Source organism: Alteromonas lipotrueae, from assembly GCF_019249255.1.
Classification (GTDB): Bacteria; Pseudomonadota; Gammaproteobacteria; order Enterobacterales; family Alteromonadaceae; genus Alteromonas; species Alteromonas lipotrueae.
This window is the reverse complement of record NZ_JAESDJ010000001.1, coordinates 777,567-797,867: the sequence shown is the minus strand read 5'-3', so window position 1 is coordinate 797,867 and position 20,301 is coordinate 777,567. Positions and strand designations below refer to the sequence as shown.

The window sequence follows — 20,301 nt, the reverse complement described above, 5'->3', positions numbered from 1 at the left end:
GTTAGTTGTTCCTGTTTTTATCCATAAGTGTTGCTTCAATTTGGAGGAGTTCTTCTAGTTTTTTCTGCTGAGCTTTAAGCTCAGCATACAGCTTTTGTAATTCTTGACCTCGAAGGGTATTTTCTTTGCTTAATACACTCAACGCAGACTCAAGTTCCATTAACTGTTTGTTTGGGTTACTTACCACAACTTGAATGACCAACGCGGCGGCGTCGGTAAATTCAGGCATTAAATCATCTATAGAGAGTTGGGCTCGTAGCCTATCTTGATACGGGGTGTCACTGGATAAGGATAAAAGGTAAGCGTGAATTTTGTCTTTTTTCGATTGACCAAGCGCTGTCAACTGCGCTTTACGCTCTATCCAAGGCGTGGCATCAGCTTCAAGCCAAACTTCCAACCAGTAAGTCATGTTGCAATTGTAATCAAAATTTTCTGGTTCTGAAGTGAACAGGCAAATATCGTCGTCTACAGCCACTTCAATGAGCTGGGGTAGTGGAACATCAATTTTCTGTTCGATTGGCTGCTTAGACAACACACTGCAACCCGACATCATCGTCAGGGCCAGTATCATACAACTTATTCTCATTTTATTTTTCCTGTTGAGGAATCGTCACCCTAAAGCACACATCAGCATAATCAACATCGACAACTTGCACGTCGCCATGCATCAGTCGCGCACAATCCGCAACAATTGATAAGCCTAATCCTGTACCTATAACATTGTCATTTCTCGGCTCAGCGCCACGGGTGAAAGGTTCAAACAGTGTTGCAACCGACTCTTTGGCAATCCGCTTGCCTCGATTTGCAACGTCCAATATAGCAAAGTTATTATTTAAATATATATGTACATTAATGGGTCGTCCTACTGCACCATGTGCTACCGCGTTAGACACCAAATTGTCGAGTATTCGTCGAAATAACTCTTCGTCAGCCCAAATATGGCTATTTTCTACCGATACGGTAACTTCTCGCTCTTGCAGCGCGAGGGCGTAATCCCCCAGACATGCATCAACCAACTTCTTCGCATCAGTATTGACGATGTTGGGCTGAGCTTGCTGTAACAACAAGTTATAGTCGAGTAATTTTTCAATTAATGTGTTCAATCTCTGAGTACTTGCGCTAAGTAGCGACAACACTTCACGTTGAGCATCATTTAAATCGCCCACAACATTTTCCGATAATAAACTACATCCTTCCTTAATACTGGCCAACGGTGTTTTCAATTCGTGAGCAGCATGCCGCAATAGTGCTGTGCGTATATGCTCTAACTGACCAAGCCGATCGTACAGCCAATGTAGATCTTTCTCCACATCTATTAGCTCTCGCGGCGCTTGGCGAGATAAAGGAGGAAGATCACCTTGCTGATGAGCCACTATCCGTATTATCTGCTTTAGTTTATTGACTGGATTAACAATCAGTTGGCTTCCCAAAAGGATAAGCAGCAAGGAAACACTTACCAACATCGCCGTAGACCATGCCTGCTTTGCTTGCATCGCGTTTAAGTCATCTTGCTGAACTTTGACCCGCTCGGAAATCGCGAGTTCCACGTCGTCACGAAGTTGTGAAACACTTCGTGATACGTTAGCAAGGTAGGCATTGAGTAGGAGTTGATCTTCAATTAAGCGGTAATCAGAAAGATCGCCTAATTGTTCAGACAACCTTTCACAGGTTCCCTGAACAGATAAGGCTTGGCAAAGGTTATCTGCGGCCACCGCGAACTGGTCGAGTGCATTGTCGGATAACGTGGCAACTTTCTCGGTTCGAATAACGGCGTATTGGCGAATACTTCGCTCTAAGTCCACGACGGCACCGTCTAGGCGTTGCATATCCCCCACGACATCAACCACGTAGCGGGTTTCCAGCGTGGTCATTTGCCCTACTTTGGCTAAATCACTTTGACTTTGCCACAACAGCGCAATTAATGGGATTAACGCCAGCACGAAGCTACCTAGCGTGAGTTGACGTAAAGAGCCTAGCTGAACCAGCCGTTCACCAAATGAAAATTTCTCAATCAGAGTGGTATTCCTTCAAACAAGCACCGGCAGGCGCATCTGCTAGGCTATTATTTATTTCATACGCTAACGGCAGCTATTTACTGACGGCAGATTTTGCATTTCCTGGTGTTAGTTTACTTTTTGCTAATTCGGCTTCAGTTAATTTGCCATCTTCATTGTCGTCAATTAACCCAAAGTTACGCAATAGTTCGGTATGTCGAACCGCTTCCTTTAGTGATATTAGGCCGTCTTTATTAGTATCTAACTGCTGCATCAACGTTTTCGCAGGTGACGCGTGCGCTTCAACTACCGAAATAGCTTGTATCGCCGCGATAGTAAGTAAAATCAGAAAAACCTTCTCTAGTCGTTTCATCATGAATCCTCCGCATTACTGCTTGTTTATAAATCCCTTAAACTAACTTCGATAACTCTGTTAACTCTGATTTGGTAAGCTAAAATTGAGCCAAAAATACAATACAACTATATATCAAGTACTTACAATACGTAAATCAACTAACCTCCTGCTCATTGTATCTATAAACAGACACAGTTACACGAACAGTTGTAAATGTATCCAATAACCTGATAATGCTTCAAAATAGGTTGCTGAAACAGTCTTTTAGAACAGTTGGTTAACATAACCTAATAAAAAGCGCAATGCATTGGCATTGGGTGTCTACCTACGCTTCACTATTATCAGTATTACCTATGTAAAACTGTTTAGGTGACTGAACGAGCTCATCCATAGGAATGGGTTTGCTAAACATAAACCCTTGAATGTAGTCACAACCGTGATCAATCAAATAATGCCACTGGGTTTCATTCTCAATACCTTCAGCACATACAGACAGTGAAAGACGTTTGGCCAAATCGATAATAGCGCCCGTTACTAACCGGCTGCGTTCGGACGTTTCTAACTCGTGTACGAATTGCTTATCAATTTTTAAGGTATCGATACTAATTTGGGTTAAATAGCTTAGCGAAGAATAACCCGTGCCAAAATCGTCAAGGGCAATGGCGCACCCCATGTTGCTCATGCGTTTAAAGAATTTATTTGAAGACGCAAAATTCTCTAAATAAGCAGACTCAGTTACCTCGAATTCTACGTATTCCGGGTTTACATTGTGGCGCGTAAAAATCTCATAGATATTGTCAAATAGATTACTATCACGAAGGTCGTGACCTGATAAATTTACTGACACACGAAAACGATGGGGAAGCCATTCTCTTAATTTGGGTAGGTCAATACAGACCTTTTCAATTACCCACCGGGTAATGGCAGATATTTTGCCGCCTTGTTCCGCAATGGGAATAAACTCATTCGGCATGACTAAACCATATTCAGGATGTTGCCACCTAAGCAGTGCCTCTAAGCCGATAACTTTCCCTTTATGATCGACTTTAATTTGGAAGTACACCATAAACTCATTGTTCTTTAATCCTTGCTCTATGGCATTGGCTAAATGGAATTTACGCTTATGTGACTCCACCATATCGGGCGTAAATATGGTAAAGCTACCACGCCCTTTGGCTTTAGAGCGGTACATGGCAAGATCTGCGTTGCTCATGAGTTCACTTAAATCATAGTCGGCGTCTATGGCTCGCGCTACGCCCACACTAACGCCAACAGACAGCGACAGCCCACGCAGTTCAAAAGGACTGGTAAAGGCATTAATCAATCTACCCGCCATATTTTCGAGACTGGTATCTCGCGTTTCCCTGTCTGGTAATACTAAAAACTCATCGCCCCCTAAACGGGCGACCAAATCCCCTTCTCGCAACAGGGCGCTAACCCTATCTGCTACTTCTATCAATATTAAATCGCCGGTCTCATGACCTAGTGAATCGTTTATTCCTTTAAACCCATCTAAATCGAAAAACAGAAGCGCAAGATCATCATCATTTCTTCGCGCTCGGGCTAATTCTAACCGCAAGTTATCAAGCACAAATTGTCTATTGGGCAACCCCGTTAGGCTGTCATAGTTAGCCAGGCGAATCATAGTTTCCTGTTGATCGACCAACGTTTGATTTTGTTCATGATTGATGAGTAACTCAACCTCAATCATTTCTAAAAGGCGATTGATGTTTTCTCCTAATTCTCCTATTTCATCTCTCGACGTTAGGTTTTGTCGCAGCGCATAATCTTTTGTATCTGTGACTTGTTTGGTGAAAAAACTCAACTCACTCAAAGGGCGAAATACACGATGAATGAAAAACAATGTGCCTATTATACTTATTACCCACAGCACGAAGATAAGGGGTAACACATTCAACAATAAGCCCTTAATACTTCCCGAAAGCGGTGCCTTGGCATCAACGAACAGTACCAAGAAACCATCAGGCTTTTGCGAAGAGCCTATTACCCGTCGTGCAATAATCACGTCATTTTCTGAGGATACCCCTTCGGGTAATCCTAATGGGTCAAGCATATTGAAAAAGGGCTCGTTCAACCTAATAGCAGATGGGCCCTCTTCTTCTAGTAAAAGAGTAAAGTTACTATCATAAATTCTTGCTGCGATAACATGTTCATGCTCCTTTAATAGGAGCAGAACATTTGAAATAGAGGAGGACTTTTCGGTATTCAATAACATGGATGGCGCTATGTTCTTCACCACGCCATTGCCAAGAGAAATCGTATGAGAATGGGCCAAATTGAGATAAAGCGCTTTGTGCTCTATTACCGCAAACCACAACACAGCTGCAGCCATAACTGACATAGACAAAGTTACGACAATACTAATTGGGGCCTTTATAGACTTAAATACACCCACTTCCTTAAACACCACCCGCGTTATACATTGCAATCATGTTTTAAATAAATCTTACGTTATTATCACAATCTCGACGATGTCTGAGACCACAGAAAATCATGATTTATTTATAGCATTATTTTTCACTAATTACCTGTGTAACAAGCACTTTTTACATTATTAATAGCGAGCAAGTGTTTCAAGTACTGTATTAATTTTCTGGTGAAACATGCAGTTTGGCTTTAATAAAATGGGAATGCGGCACATGTAGTAAATCTGATATACGCCGTATTGTATGCTCTTCAATAGGAGCAAGTTGATTATCTGCATAAGCAATAACCCATAAGCCTTCGAGAATATCCCGCTTTTGGTCTGGATCACACGTTTGATTAATTATCTTAGTAAATTGTACTAAATCGACAGCTTCTTCTGCTGACATACGACCTTCTTCCATTAGCAATTTTAGCTCATCATCAGAGAGCTCAAACTGCTTATATAAGTGCGTTTTGTAAGCTTTAAGCTCACTGTCTGTTACATTATCGTCAGCCCGCATAATTTCACTTAACAATGCAGCAGTGGCAAGTTCGACAGTATGTTTCTGTTGCTCTTCTGACTCTTTCGTTTCGAAAAGCTGTAACAAAGATTTAAGCATTAGGCGCTCCAATTAAACAACGACGCTATTGCATAACATATCCACCGTTCTGAAGTGGGAATATACGGCAAATCGTTGGCATTTTTAGTTTAGTGGTAGTTATTCAACGGCTGTATTGAGCAAACAGTTTATTTTTCGCCCGCCTTTTTCAAACCACACTTTACTACTTAGCGCTCTAATAAGGCCCAGCCCTCTTCCGAATGAGTCATTACTTTCGGGGCTGGCTTTACGCTCCCAATCAAAACCATTGCCGCTGTCTTCTATTGAAAGAAAGACAACCTTTTTCACAGGATCAGACTCAATACTAATAATAATCGTCCCTTCATCTAGGGCGCTCAGCAGCTTTTCTCGCTGCTCATAATATAGTTGAAAGCCTTCTGGTGAGTGCTTTAAACGTGAGTCCATGTTCAAAATACCGTGCTCTAAGGCGTTGCTAAACATTTCGGAAACCACGGTAAAAAGCACCGAACGAACATGTTCAATACCGCTACACTGAGAGGTTTGGTGGAGCATACGGGTTTGAATATCGGGCTGCTTCAAATGCTTGGCACTCAAGGTAATAACTATATTCAATGGAATATCGTCGGTAGCTCTATAGGGCTGCACGCCTTCTAACGACTGACTTTTAAAGATAACCACAGAAACATCGTCGTCAAAACTAGGCGTAGCCGAAAATGCTTTAGCGTGATTAAAAATCCCGTCGGCAGTAATATCACTAGCATCAGCACACCATTGTTTTACCCCCTCTTCGGTTAGCATATTTCCGTCAGCATCAACCGCTTCTGTTAGTCCATCGGAATAGATAATTAACTTGTCATTTGCCAGCATTTCAAAAATTTCGCATTCACTGTCAAACTCATGTTGCTCAAGAATACCCAGTGCCATATGAGGTGAAGAAATCGTTTTGATAAATCGCCGTTTGCCTGACACCACCATCATCTGTGGCATACCACCTTGCCACAAGGTGATACGTGAACCATCAGAGCCAACCTCGCCGACAACCGCAGCCATAAACATATCGCTGGGTAAAAATCGCAATAGTATTTTATTAAACTCTGTCGCCATTTCATTGACCGACAGCCCTTTTGCTGACATCTCTTGAAATGCCCGGGTTACCGGCAGTGCACCAATGGCTGATGCAAGCCCATGCCCTGTAAAATCTCCCACTAAAAAGTACAGGCCGCCACTTGGGCTAGCTTCACACACAAACACATCGCCATTAAATGTTTCCGCAGGCGTTAATGCATGATCGAAATATTTAAGAACGTGGCCTTTGTTAACAATGGCATGACTAAAAATATGCTCAACAATCGCATGTTCCCTTGCTACCCGCTGTTGATAAAATCTAAGCTCTTCATTTTGTTGTTCAATATGAGCGCTTAGGTTACGAATTTTTTCGTGAGCGCGAATTTTAGCGGTGAGAATATGTTTGTCGAAAGGTTTCGTCGCAAAGTCATTCCCCCCTACCTCTAAACATTTAACCAGACTTTCTTTGTCATCCAGCGCGGTGATGAATAAAATAGGTAAGTATCGGCCACCGGCTAAGGTTCTAATTTGTGGTGCAACCTCGAAACCACTCATACCGGGCATGATTACATCAAGTAATACTAAATCGGGTATCGCTTGTTCAACTATCGTTAACGCGTCCTCACCGCATGCAGCTTCAACACAATCAGTGAACCCCGCCTCGCTTAACATGCTAACTAACATGGTGCGATTTATTGGTTCGTCATCAACGATAAGAATTTTCATGTAATGTTAGCGCCCTGTGGCTGACTTACCGCTGCGTCTCAACGAATAATAAATTTTTTGTCAAAACGCGATATTTTTAGTATTCGCTCCACGGGTGGTCGGCTATTCTCAATACTAAATGTCAGTGACCTTTGTGATAATACCTTTTGCATATTAAGCAACATACCTAAGGCTGAACTGTCCATGTATTCTGTCTTAGCTAAGTCAACGGTGATGTGCTTAACATCAGAGTCTAAATCTTGATAGGCTGAGCGAAATGCTTCCACTTTGCTGAAATCGAACTTTTCGCCCATCTCTATGATTAAAGTCTCTTGCTCATTGACCTTATCCTTTAATACATTCATTTAATCACTCCTTCTTCCGTTAACTACACTGCTTCCCCATTTCCTTTTATCCCGTATTATTCTAGGAATGAACTCAGCGTATATTTAGGCTTTACTAGAATTTATTCTAGCGCAGATATTTCAGCATGCCATGCTACAATTGTAGATAAGCCTAAATATGGCTCGTTTAACGCACAGGAAAAAATCAGAGGGTAAAATGCAAGATTGGCAAGATGCACTGCTGGTATACAGTACCGATACAGGTAAAGTTAAACCTTCGCCTAAAGAAGCAAAGCGTTCCACTTCCGACGATGGTATTGTTCGTATACACAGAGAAACAAAAGGCCGCAAAGGAAAAGGCGTGTCTATAATTAAAGGGCTTGATTTAGCCCCCGATGCGTTAAAAAAACTGGGCACTGAATTAAAAAAGAAGTGTGGCTGTGGTGGCGCGGTTAAAGATGGACACATTGAAGTTCAAACGGATGACCGCGAGAAGTTAAAAGCTTTACTGCAGGATAAGGGCTTTAGCGCTAAAATTGCTGGGGGTTAATTCACCCCCCTTACTTTCCTTGAAAATACCAAAAAGAGAACGGAATGGAAAAGCTGTCAATTTCTGATTTACACATCATATTAGTTGAACCCTCTGATACACAGAGGAAGATTATTACTACCCTATTGTTGAAAGAAAAGGTAAGGGAAATTGATCCTGTTAGTACCCTTTCTGAGGCTATGTCAGCGGTTAAAGCGCACGGTGCAGACCTGATTGTTAGCGCGATGTATTTCGAAGACGGCACAGCATTAGATTTACTCAAGTTCATTAAAGAAAGTGACGAATTTAAATCTATTCCATTCATGCTGGTATCAAGTGAGAACAGATTAAGTAAACTGGAAGAGTTTAAACAAGCAGGTGTTGCAGCCATTCTTCCTAAACCTTTCGAGCCCCTTCATTTGTCTCGTGCTCTAAACGCTAGCCTTGATTTAATCAATCACGACGAACTTGAACTAGAGCTATTCGATATTCACGATGTTAGGGTGCTGCTTGTTGACGACAGTAAATTAGCGCGCAACCACATTCGCCGTGTACTTGAAGGTATGGGCCTACAGCGCATAAAAGAAGCTGAAAACGGTGCAATGGCACTCACGTTTATTAAAGATGAAGCCTTCGATTTAGTGGTTACCGATTACAATATGCCAGAAATGGATGGCCGAGAACTCTCTGAGTTCATCCGTTTCAACCCTGAAACCACGCATATTCCTATCATCATGGTAACGTCTGAAGCAGCCGATAGTGCCCATATGTCCAATATTCAACAGACCGGTGTGAATGCGCTATGTGATAAGCCATTCGAACCTACGGAAGTTCGTCAAATGCTAGCGGCCTTATTGGGTAACTAACATTACGAATTGCAAATAATCTCCCCATATTGATTAAAGCAGAAAACCGACACCATAGCGTCGGTTTACTGCTTTAAGGCAAATTCGTTATTCGCCCTACCCCTTCTACTAGTATCTATCAAGCCCTCCCCCCAATAAAAATCAAAACCAATGTAAAAACAGGTTGACACTGAAACGCTGTACGCATAAAGTCAATCGTATGAAACAGAATAATATACATGCAGTGGCTATCTTTTTTGCGTTTATGCTCTTTAAATAGGGAGGCGCAGCTACATGCATAAAAACCTCCCTCAAGGGAGGTTTTTTTTTAGCTAATACGATAAGTGGAAAACTATGTCTGACAACGCCTTAGATGCTGTAAGAGAGCGCATAACATCATTAGATAGTGAACTTCTAACCTTATTGGCTGAGCGCCGTGTGCTCACCAACGAGGTTGCTGAAACTAAAATTAAGCACCATATTCCAGTTCGAGATCAGAAACGTGAAGAGCAACTGCTTGTTCGCCTTATTAAAGAAGGTAAAGATGTAGGTCTTGACCCACACTACGTTACTCAGATTTTTCACGTCATCATTGAAGACTCAGTGTTAAACCAGCAGGCAATGCTTGCTGAACGCGCGAACCCTGGCAGTACGCTTCCACTAAATCGCGTGGCTTTCTTGGGCGACAAAGGCTCTTACTCGTACCTTGCTACCCAGAAATATTTCTCTCGACGTCCGGGTGAATTGCTGGAAATAGGTTGTCAGAGTTTCAGTGAAATTATTCAAAAAGTAGAGAATGTAGAGGCCGACTATGCGGTTCTGCCTATTGAAAATACAACCTCAGGCAGTATTAATGAAGTTTATGACCAACTTCAACATACTCACTTAAGCATTATTGGCGAACTTACTCACCCTATTCGTCACACCTTGCTTGTTGGCGCAGATACGACCGTAGATAAAATTAAAACCGTGTACGCTCATCCACAAGTATTCACACAATGTAGCCACTTCTTGGCTGAGCTTGGCAACATTGAAGTGAAAACCATGGACAGTACATCATCGGCTATGTTGACAGTGAGTGAGCTACAGCGAGATGATATTGCAGCTATTGGCAGTGAGGCTGGCGGAAACCTATATGGACTTACAGCAATAAAAAGTAACTTGGCCAACCAAAAAGAAAACCACAGTCGCTTCATCGTAGTTGCTCGAAAAGCCGTAGTAGTTCCACTTCAAGTACCCGCTAAAACCACACTGGTTATGTCAACGGTCCAAAAGCCCGGCGCATTAGTTGAAGCGCTGTTGGTGCTAAGTGAAAACAACATTAATATGACGAAGCTAGAGTCTCGTCCTATTCCAGGTAATCCTTGGGAAGAAATGTTTTACATTGATGTGAAAGGCAATGTGGAAGATGGCCCTGTACAAAATGCCATTGAAGCCCTTAGAAACATTACCCGTTACATTAAAATACTGGGCTGCTACCCTAGCGAAGAAATCAGCCCCACAAAAGTAGCGGCAGCTAGTGCGCTAGCGGAATAATATAAGCCAGCTTTAAGAACGGTACTACGGGGTTTATGACCATCGAAGTACCGTTTTTATTAATCGCTAGTTCGCAGAAAACATACCCTATTACTTCTTACGCAATAGCTGGCCGTCATCGGCTTTTAATAACAATTGTTTACTATCCATCAGACAGTTTTTCGCGTAGCTGCCAAACCAGTTTCCTATGGTTAAAAACTGCTTGATAAACGCTTTTTTATCGCCCTTTTCCAGCAAGGTTAAGGCTAAACCGAAACGGTCATAGAAACGGCGGAGTAAAGCGAAGTTTTCAGGGTTGTTGAAAATAATATCGGCGTACAACTCGGGGGCTTGCGCGAATAATCGGCCAACCATAGCTAACTCTAATCGATAGATAGGCGAGCTAAACATAGTGAGGGATTCAAGATCGGGATCTTCTCCACGTAAATGCTCACCATACACGAAAGTATTGAAATGGCGCATTACCTGAATATAAGCCATAGATTTATCATGCTCTTCGGCGGTGCTATTGTGAATAGTTGCCCCCCAAATTCGCATTTGATCGATAAGCCAACCATAAGCGCTCTCGTCGCGTCCCTCACACACCACCACAACCTGTTTAATCATACCTGGAGCATCAGGCCCAAACATAGGGTGCAAGCCAACCACGGGGCCCTTATGCACTGCCATCATAGCTTCTATGGGCTTAACCTTGATACTCGTGATATCAGCTAAAACACAGCTTTCAGGTAACATAGAGAGCTGACCTATCACCTGTTCAGTGAGGTTAATTGGTACAGCCACCACCGCTAATGCGGCGGTTGAAAGCACGTTAGCAGCATGGCCACTTTCCCAATCTTCCCTTTCGACGACAGAAACAGAGTAACCGCTTCGCTCGAACAAGCTGACGAATATTTTACCCAGTGCACCTGCTCCACCAATAACCACAATGGTACCGACATCAGCATTTACCCCAAGGTATCGATTATTTTGCGTATGATAAGACTCGCGCATGATGCGGCGTAATAAGTCTTCGGTAAGATCAGGGGAAACGCCTAACGATTCAGCTTGCGCTCGCCGCGAAGCGATAAGTTCTTTTTCTCTGGAAGGTACATAAACAGGCATACCAGCTTCGGCTTTTACCTGACCCACTTGTGTAGTAAGTGCATTGCGTTTTGCGAGAAGTTCAACGAGCTGGGTATCCAGCTCGTCTATTCCTTCACGCAGCGTATTTAATTGCTGCGAAAATTCGGCCATTCAGTATGTCCCTCAAATCAAATGGCACTGACTACCTCACCTATTAGGCAACATCGGTGCGCTTATTTTGGCGTAAGGGTAGCACAGTTATTAATTTATCTCTGGTTTGGGCAATAAGCGATTCTGTGGTTTCCCAATCAATACAGCCGTCGGTGATAGACACACCGTATTCCATTTCGCTTAGCTTTTTCCCATCAGATTTTTGGTTACCCGCTTTTAAGTGGCTTTCTAACATTACGCCAATAATAGACTGATTACCTTCTAGTATTTGATTCACTACGTTTTGTGCAACCAGAGGCTGACGTCGATAGTCTTTTGAAGAGTTCGCATGACTACAGTCGACCACTAAGCCAGCTGTTAGGCCCGCTTCCTGCATTTCAACTTCACACTCAGATACACACACTGAATCGTAGTTAGGCTGTTTACCACCGCGTAAAATAATATGACCATCTGGGTTGCCACTTGTCGCAATAACGCTAACTTGGCCTTGTTTGTTAATGCCCATGAAGCGGTGACCTGAAGCTGCTGATTTAAGGGCATTCAACGCGATATCTAAACTGCCGTCAGTACCATTTTTAAAACCAACTGGCATCGAAAGACCACTCGCCATTTCACGGTGAGTTTGTGACTCAGAGGTGCGAGCACCAATTGCAGACCAGCTGAATAATTCGGCTAAGTACTGAGGGCTAATTGGATCTAGCGCTTCGGTCGCGACCGGAAGTTCGAGTTCAGCCAACCAAATCAATAGTTCTCGGGCTTTACGCAGGCCAGCTTCAATATCGAATGTGTCGTTAATATGAGGGTCGTTAATTAACCCCTTCCAACCCGTTGTGGTACGGGGCTTTTCAAAATAAACGCGCATCACAATGAATAAGGTGTCTTTGCATGATTCATGCAGTTCCTTTAACTTAAGCGCGTATTCTTTAGCTGCTTCAACATCGTGAATAGAACATGGCCCACATACGACCAACATACGATGGTCACGGCGGTGAATGATATCAGAAACAATCTTGCGAGATTCTGAAATAGCTGCAAGCGCTTTCTCTGAGGCAGGCAACTCAGCGCTTAAAGCTTCTGGGGTAATAAGCACATCTTCAGCGCTTACGTGGATATTATTTACTGTGTCCTTGATCATGGGGCTCTCTTAACTACTAAAAACGGAAAAAATGAAACGTCAAAAGAGTATATTTTCGCATGTAAACTTATTTGTACAACAGGCATTTTCTAATTTTCTTTAACGTCATTGACTTTTTAACAACAAACGAATAAGCAAGCAAGCTTTAACGTATAATACTTTGCTTTAAGTCCAACAAATATGTTTTTCACCTGACGATCAGTTAAGTTCACGCCTATTTAGTTTACTTTTCAACCAAAGGTGAGTGTTAGCTCTTCGGCGTGTATCCTTTCTTAAATATGTTAGGTTTCCAACCCCAATGTAGCGAACCTAGACGAATAAATACGGTTGTTATTAGTGAGCCAAAAATACACCACGCGTAGGGTGCATCTAATGCAAACAATGCCGCATACGCTAAGCCACCAGAAAGGCACGCGGTTGCATAAAGGTCGCCGCGCATGACTAAAGGAACCTCTCTGCAAATTACATCCCTTAATAACCCGCCAAATATCCCTGTAGTCATTCCCATGGTTAGCGCCACTATCATTCCTGTACCTTCTATCAGTGCTTTTTCTATGCCCATGATGTTAAAGATGGCAAGCCCTGCCGCATCCATCAAAATAAAATAATAGTTAGATAATGGCGGTAGATAGCGAATGGATAATACTGTGAGTACCACTGCACCATAGGCAGAGTATAAATAAGAAGGCGTTTCTACCCAAAAAATAGGTTGGGTAAGCAATAAGTCTCTGATGGTTCCCCCGCCTAATGCAGTGACCGACGCCACCACTACCACCCCAAAACCATTAATGCTTTTTTCGTGCCCCATCAGTGCGCCAGAAACCGCGAAGAACGCCACCCCAAATAGCCCTAAAAAAAGAAAGTAATCTGCCGTCATTCCTGTCTCACTTGCGTTTTTGTTATAGGTTTATTCTGAAAATAGTTGAGTACAGATCGTTAATTTACGAATTTCGTGTCAGTATTATTGTTTTAAGTATGCAAACCTATCTTGTAGATGAAATTTATACTCATTTTATTCTTTGTTGTTACTACAGTTAACGCTCAGGCAGCGTCCAGTGAATATGCGTTCCCAAATAGTATAGACCCTGCCAGACGCTACGTTTTCTATTCACATGGCTTTATTGTAGAAGGGGATGATCTAACGCCCATACATCCTAGGTGGGGTGTATACAATTTTCCTAGCGTTCAAAAAGCACTTGATGACGATAGCTATGTTTTAATAGCACACCACAGACCAGAAGGTGTAAGTCCTATCGATTACGCTAAACGCCTTGCTGGAGAAGTTAAACAACTTATCACCGCAGGTGTGCCCCCACAGAACATTACCCTTACCGGGTTTTCACGCGGCGGCGCGATTACAATACTCGCGTCAAACGAGTTAAAAAACGCTCGGGTTAACGTTGTGATTTTAGCGGGCTGCGCAGGATTGATTAATCGTAAGCGGGATATTCAGCTATACGGTCGTGTGCTTTCTATTTATGAAACTTCTGACGACGTAGGCTCATGCAACCTCTTAGAAGCTCGAAGCCGTAAACTAAGGGAATTTAAAGAGATAGCCATCTCAACAGGAAAAGAACATGGTGCGTTTTATCGTCCTATGGATGAATGGGTGATTCCGCTAAAACGTTGGATTAGTGAATCAGGCCCCCAAAACGCACAATAGCACTCATGCTTACTGCTGCGCTTTCACGTGTGGTTTGCTTGCGTAAAGCCAATCTACCCCCTGAATTGTTGTGGTGGGAAACGCCGTAGCGTGAGTGGCCTCACCAATGAGTGTGAACTTCAGATTTACCTGATTATCATTCTGCTGCGTTATTTTTTGAGCTAGTTTTTGTGCTCCTTCCACCATATTTTGCCTTTCACCATATTCGGGACGTTCTAATTCGCCTACAGCAAGGAAGACCTTAACTGGCGTTTTAGGTTTAACAACCGGTTCAGACAAAATGGCATTGTCGCGAAACCATACCGATGGGCTGCCAATAATGTAACTACTAAACATATTTGGACGGGTAAAAAGCACATAGGCACTAAACAACCCACCTAAAGAATTTCCCACTAACGTTCTATGCATTCCCTTCACGCGATAGTTATTCTCTATGTAGGTAAATACCGTGTCATTGATAAAGTCAGCATGTTGCCCCGCTTTGCCAGTTTCAAGCTTCCAGTCTTCAGCAAGATAAGGGGTATAGTCGCGAACGCGACTAGAGGCGCCTTTAGACCCTTTAGAGTAGGATATGGCCACGATGATAACCTGTTCCATTACACCGCTATTCATGGGAAATCGTGTTCCCCCTGACACAACCTGAAATGCATACGAACCATCCAACAAATAAATGACCGGGTAAGACGCTTTCGTATTAGCTCGATAGCTTTTCGGTAACTTAATAAAAATGGGGTAAGTTCGGTTAGATTTATTGTCTTGAAGTTCCACAACAGTACTTCTAGGTATTTTGAATTCAACGTCAGCATTTGCCACGGTACTAGCCATAGCACTAAAGACAAACACCGTTATTACCCAGAAAAAACGCAATCGCATGGGGCCACTCATTGTTTTAATTATCTATTTTCAACATCTTATCTCGCAAACGTGCATTGAGCAATTGTGCCAACACCAAGGAATACATTCCGGAATGCTATGTAGTTGGCAGTGACCTTCCAGCGCATGGATGCGCTGACATAGCGCCCATGGATGGGTTTATGACGCACTACTTCATGGTACGGGTCAGCGTTTATAGGAGCGGGAGTCGCCCTCATCAGAAGCCTTCCACAACATGGAGCTATTGCGAAAACTCCATAGATGGATTCGCGCCTCGTTTCACGTGGGCTTCTACTGGCGACTAATATTAATATTCAACGGTGAGCCTTAACCGGCTGTTCAGAAGGAAGGGCTTTGTGCGCCTCGGAAACTCTCTACAGCATGGATGCTGTAGCGAAGGCCCCATGGATGGGTTTACGCCGGGTTTCAGAGGCGCACAAAGCCCTTCCCCTAACCAACTCATGCTACAAAGTGCGACCGGAGGGATGCGGTGTAGGTGCCGATGACCTTCCAGCGCAGGACGCGCTGGCAGAGCCCCCATGGATGGGTTTACGGCGAGTCATTGGCACCTACACCGCTTCTCTCCCGCTTTTTTGCAGACACAAAAAAGCCCGCTAATAAGCGGGCTCTTTCGAAGTTAACAATAACGCAAGGATTAGTAATCTTAGTTAAGCTTTTCTTTGATACGTGCAGATTTACCTGAACGTTCACGAAGATAGTAAAGCTTAGCACGACGAACCGCACCGCGGCGTTTAACTTCAATTGAAGAGATAGCCGGGCTGTGTGTTTGGAACACACGCTCAACGCCTTCGCCGCTAGAAATCTTACGTACGGTAAAAGACGAGTGCAGACCACGGTTACGCTTAGCGATAACAACACCTTCATAAGCCTGAAGACGTTCTTTGTCACCTTCGGTAACGCGAACTTTAACAACTACTGTGTCACCCGGGCCGAACCCTGGAACATCAGATTTAAGCTGTGCTTGCTCAATTTTCTTGATGATATCTTGACTGACTTTGCTCATCATATCCTCTCGTCCTAGTTAACTGTCATCTCGCTGCAACTGCGTTTGGAATATTTCCAATAACCGCTGCTGCTCCTCAGTCAGAGCTAGGTGATTTAACAAATCAGGGCGACGCAGTAAGGTTCTACCCAAAGACTGCATTAATCGCCACTGCCTAATTTTTTCATGATCACCACTTAACAACACATCAGGTACCGATTGACCATCTAGTACTTCTGGCCGCGTATAATGCGGACAATCCAGAAGACCATCGGTAAAGGAATCTTCAACTGCTGAAGCTTTATGCCCCAACACGCCGGGAACTAATCTGGCAACTGCGTCCATTAAGACCATTGCCGGCAGTTCACCGCCACTTAGAACGTAATCACCAATGGAGACTTCATCATCTACATGGCTTTCGATTACGCGCTCATCAATTCCTTCATATCGACCACAGATTAAAATCGTACGGTCAATGCCAGCAAGACGTTGAACGCCTGCTTGGTCAAGGGGTTTCCCTTGGGGTGATAAGTAGATCACGCTACTGTTTTCGCCACCAACTTTCTTGGCAGCTTGTATAGCATCGGTAAGCGGTTTAACCATCATCAGCATGCCGGGTCCGCCACCATAGGGGCGATCGTCAACTGTGCGATGGCGGTCATGAGTAAAGTCGCGGGGGTTAAAGGTATCAACCGATAATTTACCAGACTTAACTGCCCTGCCGATTACACCCTGCTGGGTGAATGGCGCGAACATATCTGGAAACAGGCTAACTACCCCGAACCATTTTTCCGGTGTCACTTAAAACCCCGGATCCCAGTCAACTTTAATGACCTTCGCTTCCCGATCTACCTCTTGTACAACGTCGTCGAACACAAAAGGTATTAATCTTTCTTTTTGACCAAAAGCATCGCCTACATTCGCTTTAACGTGAACCACGTCATTGGCACCTGTATTAAATACTTCTTTCACCACACCTAAGTCGTAACCTTGCGTAGTTACCACTTTCATGCCAGTGAGCTCGCGCCAATAAATACCATCGTCCCCTAAATCGGGAAGTTGCGAAGCGCTAATGTTTATATCCAAGTTTTTGATGCGTTCTGCATCATCTCGGCTATCTACACCAACAATCTTTGCTACCAGGCCTTTACCATGCGTTCGCCATTGGTCAATTTGGTATTCGTTTTCTTCGCCAAGGAACCAAGGCAAGTACTCAAAAATACCTTCTGGTGTTTGTGTATAGCTGTTGATTTTGACCCAACCTTTCACACCGTAAGGTGCACCGATTTTGCCAACAACCACAATGTCAGACGCTAAACTCATCTATACTCACCAGTTAATTGCAACTTACGCTGCAGATTTTTTAGCTTCTTTTACCAAGCTAGTTACGCGCTCAGATAAGCTCGCGCCAACACCAACCCAGTAATCAACACGTTCTAGGTCAACGCGTAAACGCTCTGCTTGACCTTGTGCAGTTGGGTTGAAGAAACCAACGTTTTCAATAAAACGACCGTTTCTTGCACGACGGCTATCAGCCACCACTAGTTGATAAAATGGACGCTTTTTCGCGCCACCACGCTGTAAACGAATAGTAACCATAAATGCCTCAAACTCGTTGTAGCGTTACCGTTAACTTAAGCCTTCTTTCAACGCCTATAAATTAAGCGCCTAAGAGAAGGCCGCCGAATTATACGGATATGGGGTGTGAATGCAAGTATAAATGCGGGTTAAATAGGGATTATGCATCCCTATTTGCCAATAAGATGATATTAGTGCAGATAAAGCACATTGTGCGTAGTGTTATTGGGTATAACTCTCACCTAAGCGATAAATTAAAATAGCGGCTTTATGCATGTTTTGCGCAAAAGTAGACATATCGGCCACTTCATCTTTGGTGTGCCCACCGTCCCCCATTAACCCTAAGCCATCAATTGCCATGTCTACATGATCTGCAGCGAATGAAATATCAGCTGCGCCTGCGTTTCGCGGATTTACTGGCGCAACAGGGCCATAACCTAAAGATTCACTCACATCGCTATACATTTTCAACAACGCATAGTTTTGATCGGTCGGTGACATTGGTGGGTAACCATCGGCAAACGTTAAGGTTGCCGATGTATGTAAAAGGTTGTCTGCTACAATGTCTTGCATCACCTTTTTAGCTTGTGCTAGCTCATTAGAGGTTAAGGTACGAATGCCCCCTTTCACGGTCACTTCTTTGGCCACCACATTAGTTTTACCAAAGCCTTGAACAATGGAGTTTTCGGGCTGTATTTGCACTTCCGTACCACCCGCGATAAGGCCAGGGTTAAAGGTAATATTGCCTACGCCCGCTAATTGCTCACGAAAGCTATTTAAAATACGAGCAGTTTCAAAAATAGCGCCATAGCCCACATTGTCGGTAAATATTTGTGATGAGTGCGCAGGCTTACCTACCACATCTAGCTGCCAGCCTATAGAGCCACGACGAGCAACCACAGCGGTTTTAATATCGCCATCGGCATCTTCAAACCCCAGCGCGATATCTGCCCATATTGCCGCATCAACCAAAGCTTTCTTAGATAACGAAAGTGGGCGGCCACTACTTTCTTCATCACCCGTCATCACTACCTTAATACTCACATTATCTAGCAAATTTAAGGCTTTCAGCGCTTGCAGTGCAGCTATAATAATTACGTCACCGCCCTTCATATCAGTAATACCGGGGCCTGCAATATGGCTGTCATCTACAACGCTGTAATTTTGAAATGCATCGTCTTTAGCAAATACTGTATCTAAATGCCCTATCATTAAAATTTTCGGCCCCGAATTTCCATAACTTGCCACTAAATGACCCGCGCGATTAAATTTACTTCCATCAACCCATTGGGTATCAAAACCCATTGCATCGAATTCAGCTTGATAAATAGCCCCCACCTTTTTAACACCGTCGAAATTCATGGTGCCACTGTTAATATTTACCGTTTTTTCCAACATCGCTTTCGACTTAGCCAGATTTTTATCGATGTACTGTGCGATTTCTTTCTCGATAGTGGTATTCGCCAAAGTGGTATGACTGAATAAAAATAAAAGGCTAATAAGTAGGGTAGATTTTATTATGTGTTGCATCACTGATGTCATCCTTTGCAAGTCGATGGAAAATGGAAGAGTAACGAGAGTAATTCGACAGCGATATAATGTCCATATTGCTTTCTTTAAGGAAATGAACCCCAGTGACCTACCTTCCCCTTTAGCTATGCGTTTACTCAACTTATTGACACGCCTAAAATTATACATATGATAATTCACATGTAACTTAACACAATGAAATACCATGCAATTAAGAAACGCCACGTTAGAAGACGTTAATGCGATATGCGCTATTTACAATAAGGGAATACAGTCAGGTAGTGCGACATTTGACACTTCTATGCGCACGCCAACGGATATAGAGAATTGGTTAGCAGAACAAAGTAGATACCCTGTAATTGTTGGTATAGAAAAAGACAACGTTATCGGGTTTGCCCGACTGTCTAAATACAGCGATCGCGATTGCTATAAAACGATTGCCGAATTTTCTATTTACCTTGCTGACGAAGCCAAGGGTAAAGGTTTAGGAACAAAATTACTTTCAGCGTTATTAAGCGCGGCGAAAAGTGGGGGGTTTAATAAAGTGCTTTCACGAATATTTACCTTTAACCACGCCAGTTTGTCTCTATGCGAGAAATTGGGGTTTAGAGAAGTCGGTATTTATCAGCGCCATGGTAAAATAGATGGTAAATGGCTTGACGTCGTTATAGTCGAGAAGCTTTTGTGATATTCAAAATCAAGCAAACTAATAGCTTGCCCCATGTAACTTTCTTCCAATAATTCATTTTTGAGTCTGTCGGCTCTTAGGGCCCATTCCAAACTGAAAAGGGCATTTAATACTGTCAATATGCATGCTTGATAGAAGCCTATGTGGTGATCTGCGTATTGAGTGATAACTTTTTATTTACAACTTACACGTTAATGCTTCTCAAGGAACGATT

Annotated in this window: 22 protein-coding genes; 6 read left to right on the top strand and 16 right to left on the bottom strand. The window is 43.2% G+C overall.

Going from position 1 to position 20,301, the window contains the following annotated elements; genetic code table 11:
• Position 1: 1 nt before the first annotated feature.
• The 7 genes from KYS23_RS03385 to KYS23_RS03355 form a co-directional block, all read right to left on the bottom strand.
• Complete coding sequence (locus KYS23_RS03385) at positions 2 to 586, bottom strand: hypothetical protein (RefSeq protein WP_218418040.1); 585 nt, start codon at positions 584 to 586, stop codon at positions 2 to 4.
• A 1-nt stretch (position 587) separates the two neighbouring features.
• On the bottom strand, positions 588 to 1,985 hold the full coding sequence (locus tag KYS23_RS03380) for a sensor histidine kinase (protein ID WP_159534439.1): 1,398 nt from the start codon (positions 1,983 to 1,985) through the stop codon (positions 588 to 590).
• A 103-nt stretch (positions 1,986 to 2,088) separates the two neighbouring features.
• A complete protein-coding gene (locus KYS23_RS03375; RefSeq protein ID WP_232370592.1) occupies positions 2,089 to 2,370 on the bottom strand; it encodes an EF-hand domain-containing protein in 282 nt (93 codons plus the stop codon).
• A 304-nt stretch (positions 2,371 to 2,674) separates the two neighbouring features.
• The gene (locus tag KYS23_RS03370) at positions 2,675 to 4,711 is read right to left on the bottom strand and encodes an EAL domain-containing protein (protein WP_220099803.1); all 2,037 of its coding nucleotides are present in this window, start codon (positions 4,709 to 4,711) and stop codon (positions 2,675 to 2,677) included.
• Between the two features lie 244 nt (positions 4,712 to 4,955).
• A complete protein-coding gene (locus KYS23_RS03365; protein WP_013784886.1) occupies positions 4,956 to 5,396 on the bottom strand; it encodes a tellurite resistance TerB family protein in 441 nt (146 codons plus the stop codon).
• Positions 5,397 to 5,495: 99 nt separating this feature from the next.
• Positions 5,496 to 7,148, bottom strand: coding sequence for an ATP-binding SpoIIE family protein phosphatase (locus KYS23_RS03360; RefSeq protein WP_218395385.1), 1,653 nt, complete (start codon positions 7,146 to 7,148; stop codon positions 5,496 to 5,498).
• A 38-nt stretch (positions 7,149 to 7,186) separates the two neighbouring features.
• Positions 7,187 to 7,492, bottom strand: coding sequence for an STAS domain-containing protein (locus tag KYS23_RS03355; RefSeq protein ID WP_159529723.1), 306 nt, complete (start codon positions 7,490 to 7,492; stop codon positions 7,187 to 7,189).
• A gap of 196 nt (positions 7,493 to 7,688) precedes the next feature.
• On the opposite strand from KYS23_RS03355, the gene yciH reads away from it, so the two are divergent.
• From yciH to pheA, 3 genes are all read left to right on the top strand, one after another.
• Entirely contained in the window at positions 7,689 to 8,021 is a 333-nt protein-coding gene (gene yciH / locus KYS23_RS03350; RefSeq protein ID WP_159534435.1) for a stress response translation initiation inhibitor YciH, read from the top strand.
• A gap of 44 nt (positions 8,022 to 8,065) precedes the next feature.
• Complete coding sequence (locus tag KYS23_RS03345; RefSeq protein WP_126871870.1) at positions 8,066 to 8,866, top strand: response regulator; 801 nt, start codon at positions 8,066 to 8,068, stop codon at positions 8,864 to 8,866.
• A 333-nt stretch (positions 8,867 to 9,199) separates the two neighbouring features.
• Positions 9,200 to 10,381 (top strand): prephenate dehydratase, encoded by a 1,182-nt coding sequence (pheA, locus tag KYS23_RS03340; RefSeq protein ID WP_013784891.1) that lies wholly within the window; start codon positions 9,200 to 9,202, stop codon positions 10,379 to 10,381.
• Between the two features lie 90 nt (positions 10,382 to 10,471).
• Here the strand turns inward: pheA and tyrA are convergent, their stop codons facing one another.
• From tyrA to KYS23_RS03325, 3 genes are all read right to left on the bottom strand, one after another.
• Positions 10,472 to 11,617 (bottom strand): bifunctional chorismate mutase/prephenate dehydrogenase, encoded by a 1,146-nt coding sequence (tyrA, locus tag KYS23_RS03335; protein ID WP_218418038.1) that lies wholly within the window; start codon positions 11,615 to 11,617, stop codon positions 10,472 to 10,474.
• Between the two features lie 43 nt (positions 11,618 to 11,660).
• Positions 11,661 to 12,752, bottom strand: a complete 1,092-nt coding sequence (locus tag KYS23_RS03330; RefSeq protein ID WP_129737336.1) for a 3-deoxy-7-phosphoheptulonate synthase — start codon at positions 12,750 to 12,752, stop codon at positions 11,661 to 11,663.
• A 247-nt stretch (positions 12,753 to 12,999) separates the two neighbouring features.
• On the bottom strand, positions 13,000 to 13,629 hold the full coding sequence (locus KYS23_RS03325) for a trimeric intracellular cation channel family protein (protein WP_013784894.1): 630 nt from the start codon (positions 13,627 to 13,629) through the stop codon (positions 13,000 to 13,002).
• A 117-nt stretch (positions 13,630 to 13,746) separates the two neighbouring features.
• Between KYS23_RS03325 and KYS23_RS03320 the strand changes: the two genes are divergently transcribed.
• Positions 13,747 to 14,415 carry an alpha/beta hydrolase family protein gene (locus tag KYS23_RS03320; RefSeq protein WP_159529717.1) on the top strand — a complete coding sequence of 223 codons (669 nt, stop codon included), beginning with the start codon at positions 13,747 to 13,749 and terminating at the stop codon, positions 14,413 to 14,415.
• 9 nt (positions 14,416 to 14,424) lie between these two features.
• Here the strand turns inward: KYS23_RS03320 and KYS23_RS03315 are convergent, their stop codons facing one another.
• Positions 14,425 to 15,288, bottom strand: coding sequence for an alpha/beta hydrolase (locus tag KYS23_RS03315; protein WP_246604265.1), 864 nt, complete (start codon positions 15,286 to 15,288; stop codon positions 14,425 to 14,427).
• A gap of 381 nt (positions 15,289 to 15,669) precedes the next feature.
• Here KYS23_RS03315 and KYS23_RS03310 point away from each other — a divergent pair, with 381 nt between their 5' ends.
• Positions 15,670 to 15,906 (top strand): hypothetical protein, encoded by a 237-nt coding sequence (locus KYS23_RS03310; protein WP_159529713.1) that lies wholly within the window; start codon positions 15,670 to 15,672, stop codon positions 15,904 to 15,906.
• Positions 15,907 to 15,952: 46 nt separating this feature from the next.
• On the opposite strand, the gene rplS is transcribed toward KYS23_RS03310, so the two are convergent.
• The 5 genes from rplS to KYS23_RS03285 form a co-directional block, all read right to left on the bottom strand.
• A complete protein-coding gene (gene rplS / locus KYS23_RS03305; RefSeq protein WP_013784897.1) occupies positions 15,953 to 16,312 on the bottom strand; it encodes a 50S ribosomal protein L19 in 360 nt (119 codons plus the stop codon).
• An 18-nt stretch (positions 16,313 to 16,330) separates the two neighbouring features.
• The gene (trmD, locus tag KYS23_RS03300; RefSeq protein ID WP_013784898.1) at positions 16,331 to 17,092 is read right to left on the bottom strand and encodes a tRNA (guanosine(37)-N1)-methyltransferase TrmD; all 762 of its coding nucleotides are present in this window, start codon (positions 17,090 to 17,092) and stop codon (positions 16,331 to 16,333) included.
• Positions 17,093 to 17,614, bottom strand: a complete 522-nt coding sequence (rimM, locus tag KYS23_RS03295) for a ribosome maturation factor RimM (RefSeq protein ID WP_159529711.1) — start codon at positions 17,612 to 17,614, stop codon at positions 17,093 to 17,095. It abuts the gene before it with no gap.
• A 24-nt stretch (positions 17,615 to 17,638) separates the two neighbouring features.
• Positions 17,639 to 17,890 (bottom strand): 30S ribosomal protein S16, encoded by a 252-nt coding sequence (gene rpsP / locus KYS23_RS03290; protein WP_013784900.1) that lies wholly within the window; start codon positions 17,888 to 17,890, stop codon positions 17,639 to 17,641.
• A 201-nt stretch (positions 17,891 to 18,091) separates the two neighbouring features.
• Positions 18,092 to 19,399, bottom strand: coding sequence for a M20/M25/M40 family metallo-hydrolase (locus KYS23_RS03285; protein ID WP_218418050.1), 1,308 nt, complete (start codon positions 19,397 to 19,399; stop codon positions 18,092 to 18,094).
• A gap of 205 nt (positions 19,400 to 19,604) precedes the next feature.
• Here KYS23_RS03285 and KYS23_RS03280 point away from each other — a divergent pair, with 205 nt between their 5' ends.
• On the top strand, positions 19,605 to 20,087 hold the full coding sequence (locus tag KYS23_RS03280; RefSeq protein WP_218395393.1) for an arsinothricin resistance N-acetyltransferase ArsN1 family A: 483 nt from the start codon (positions 19,605 to 19,607) through the stop codon (positions 20,085 to 20,087).
• Positions 20,088 to 20,301: the final 214 nt, after the last annotated feature.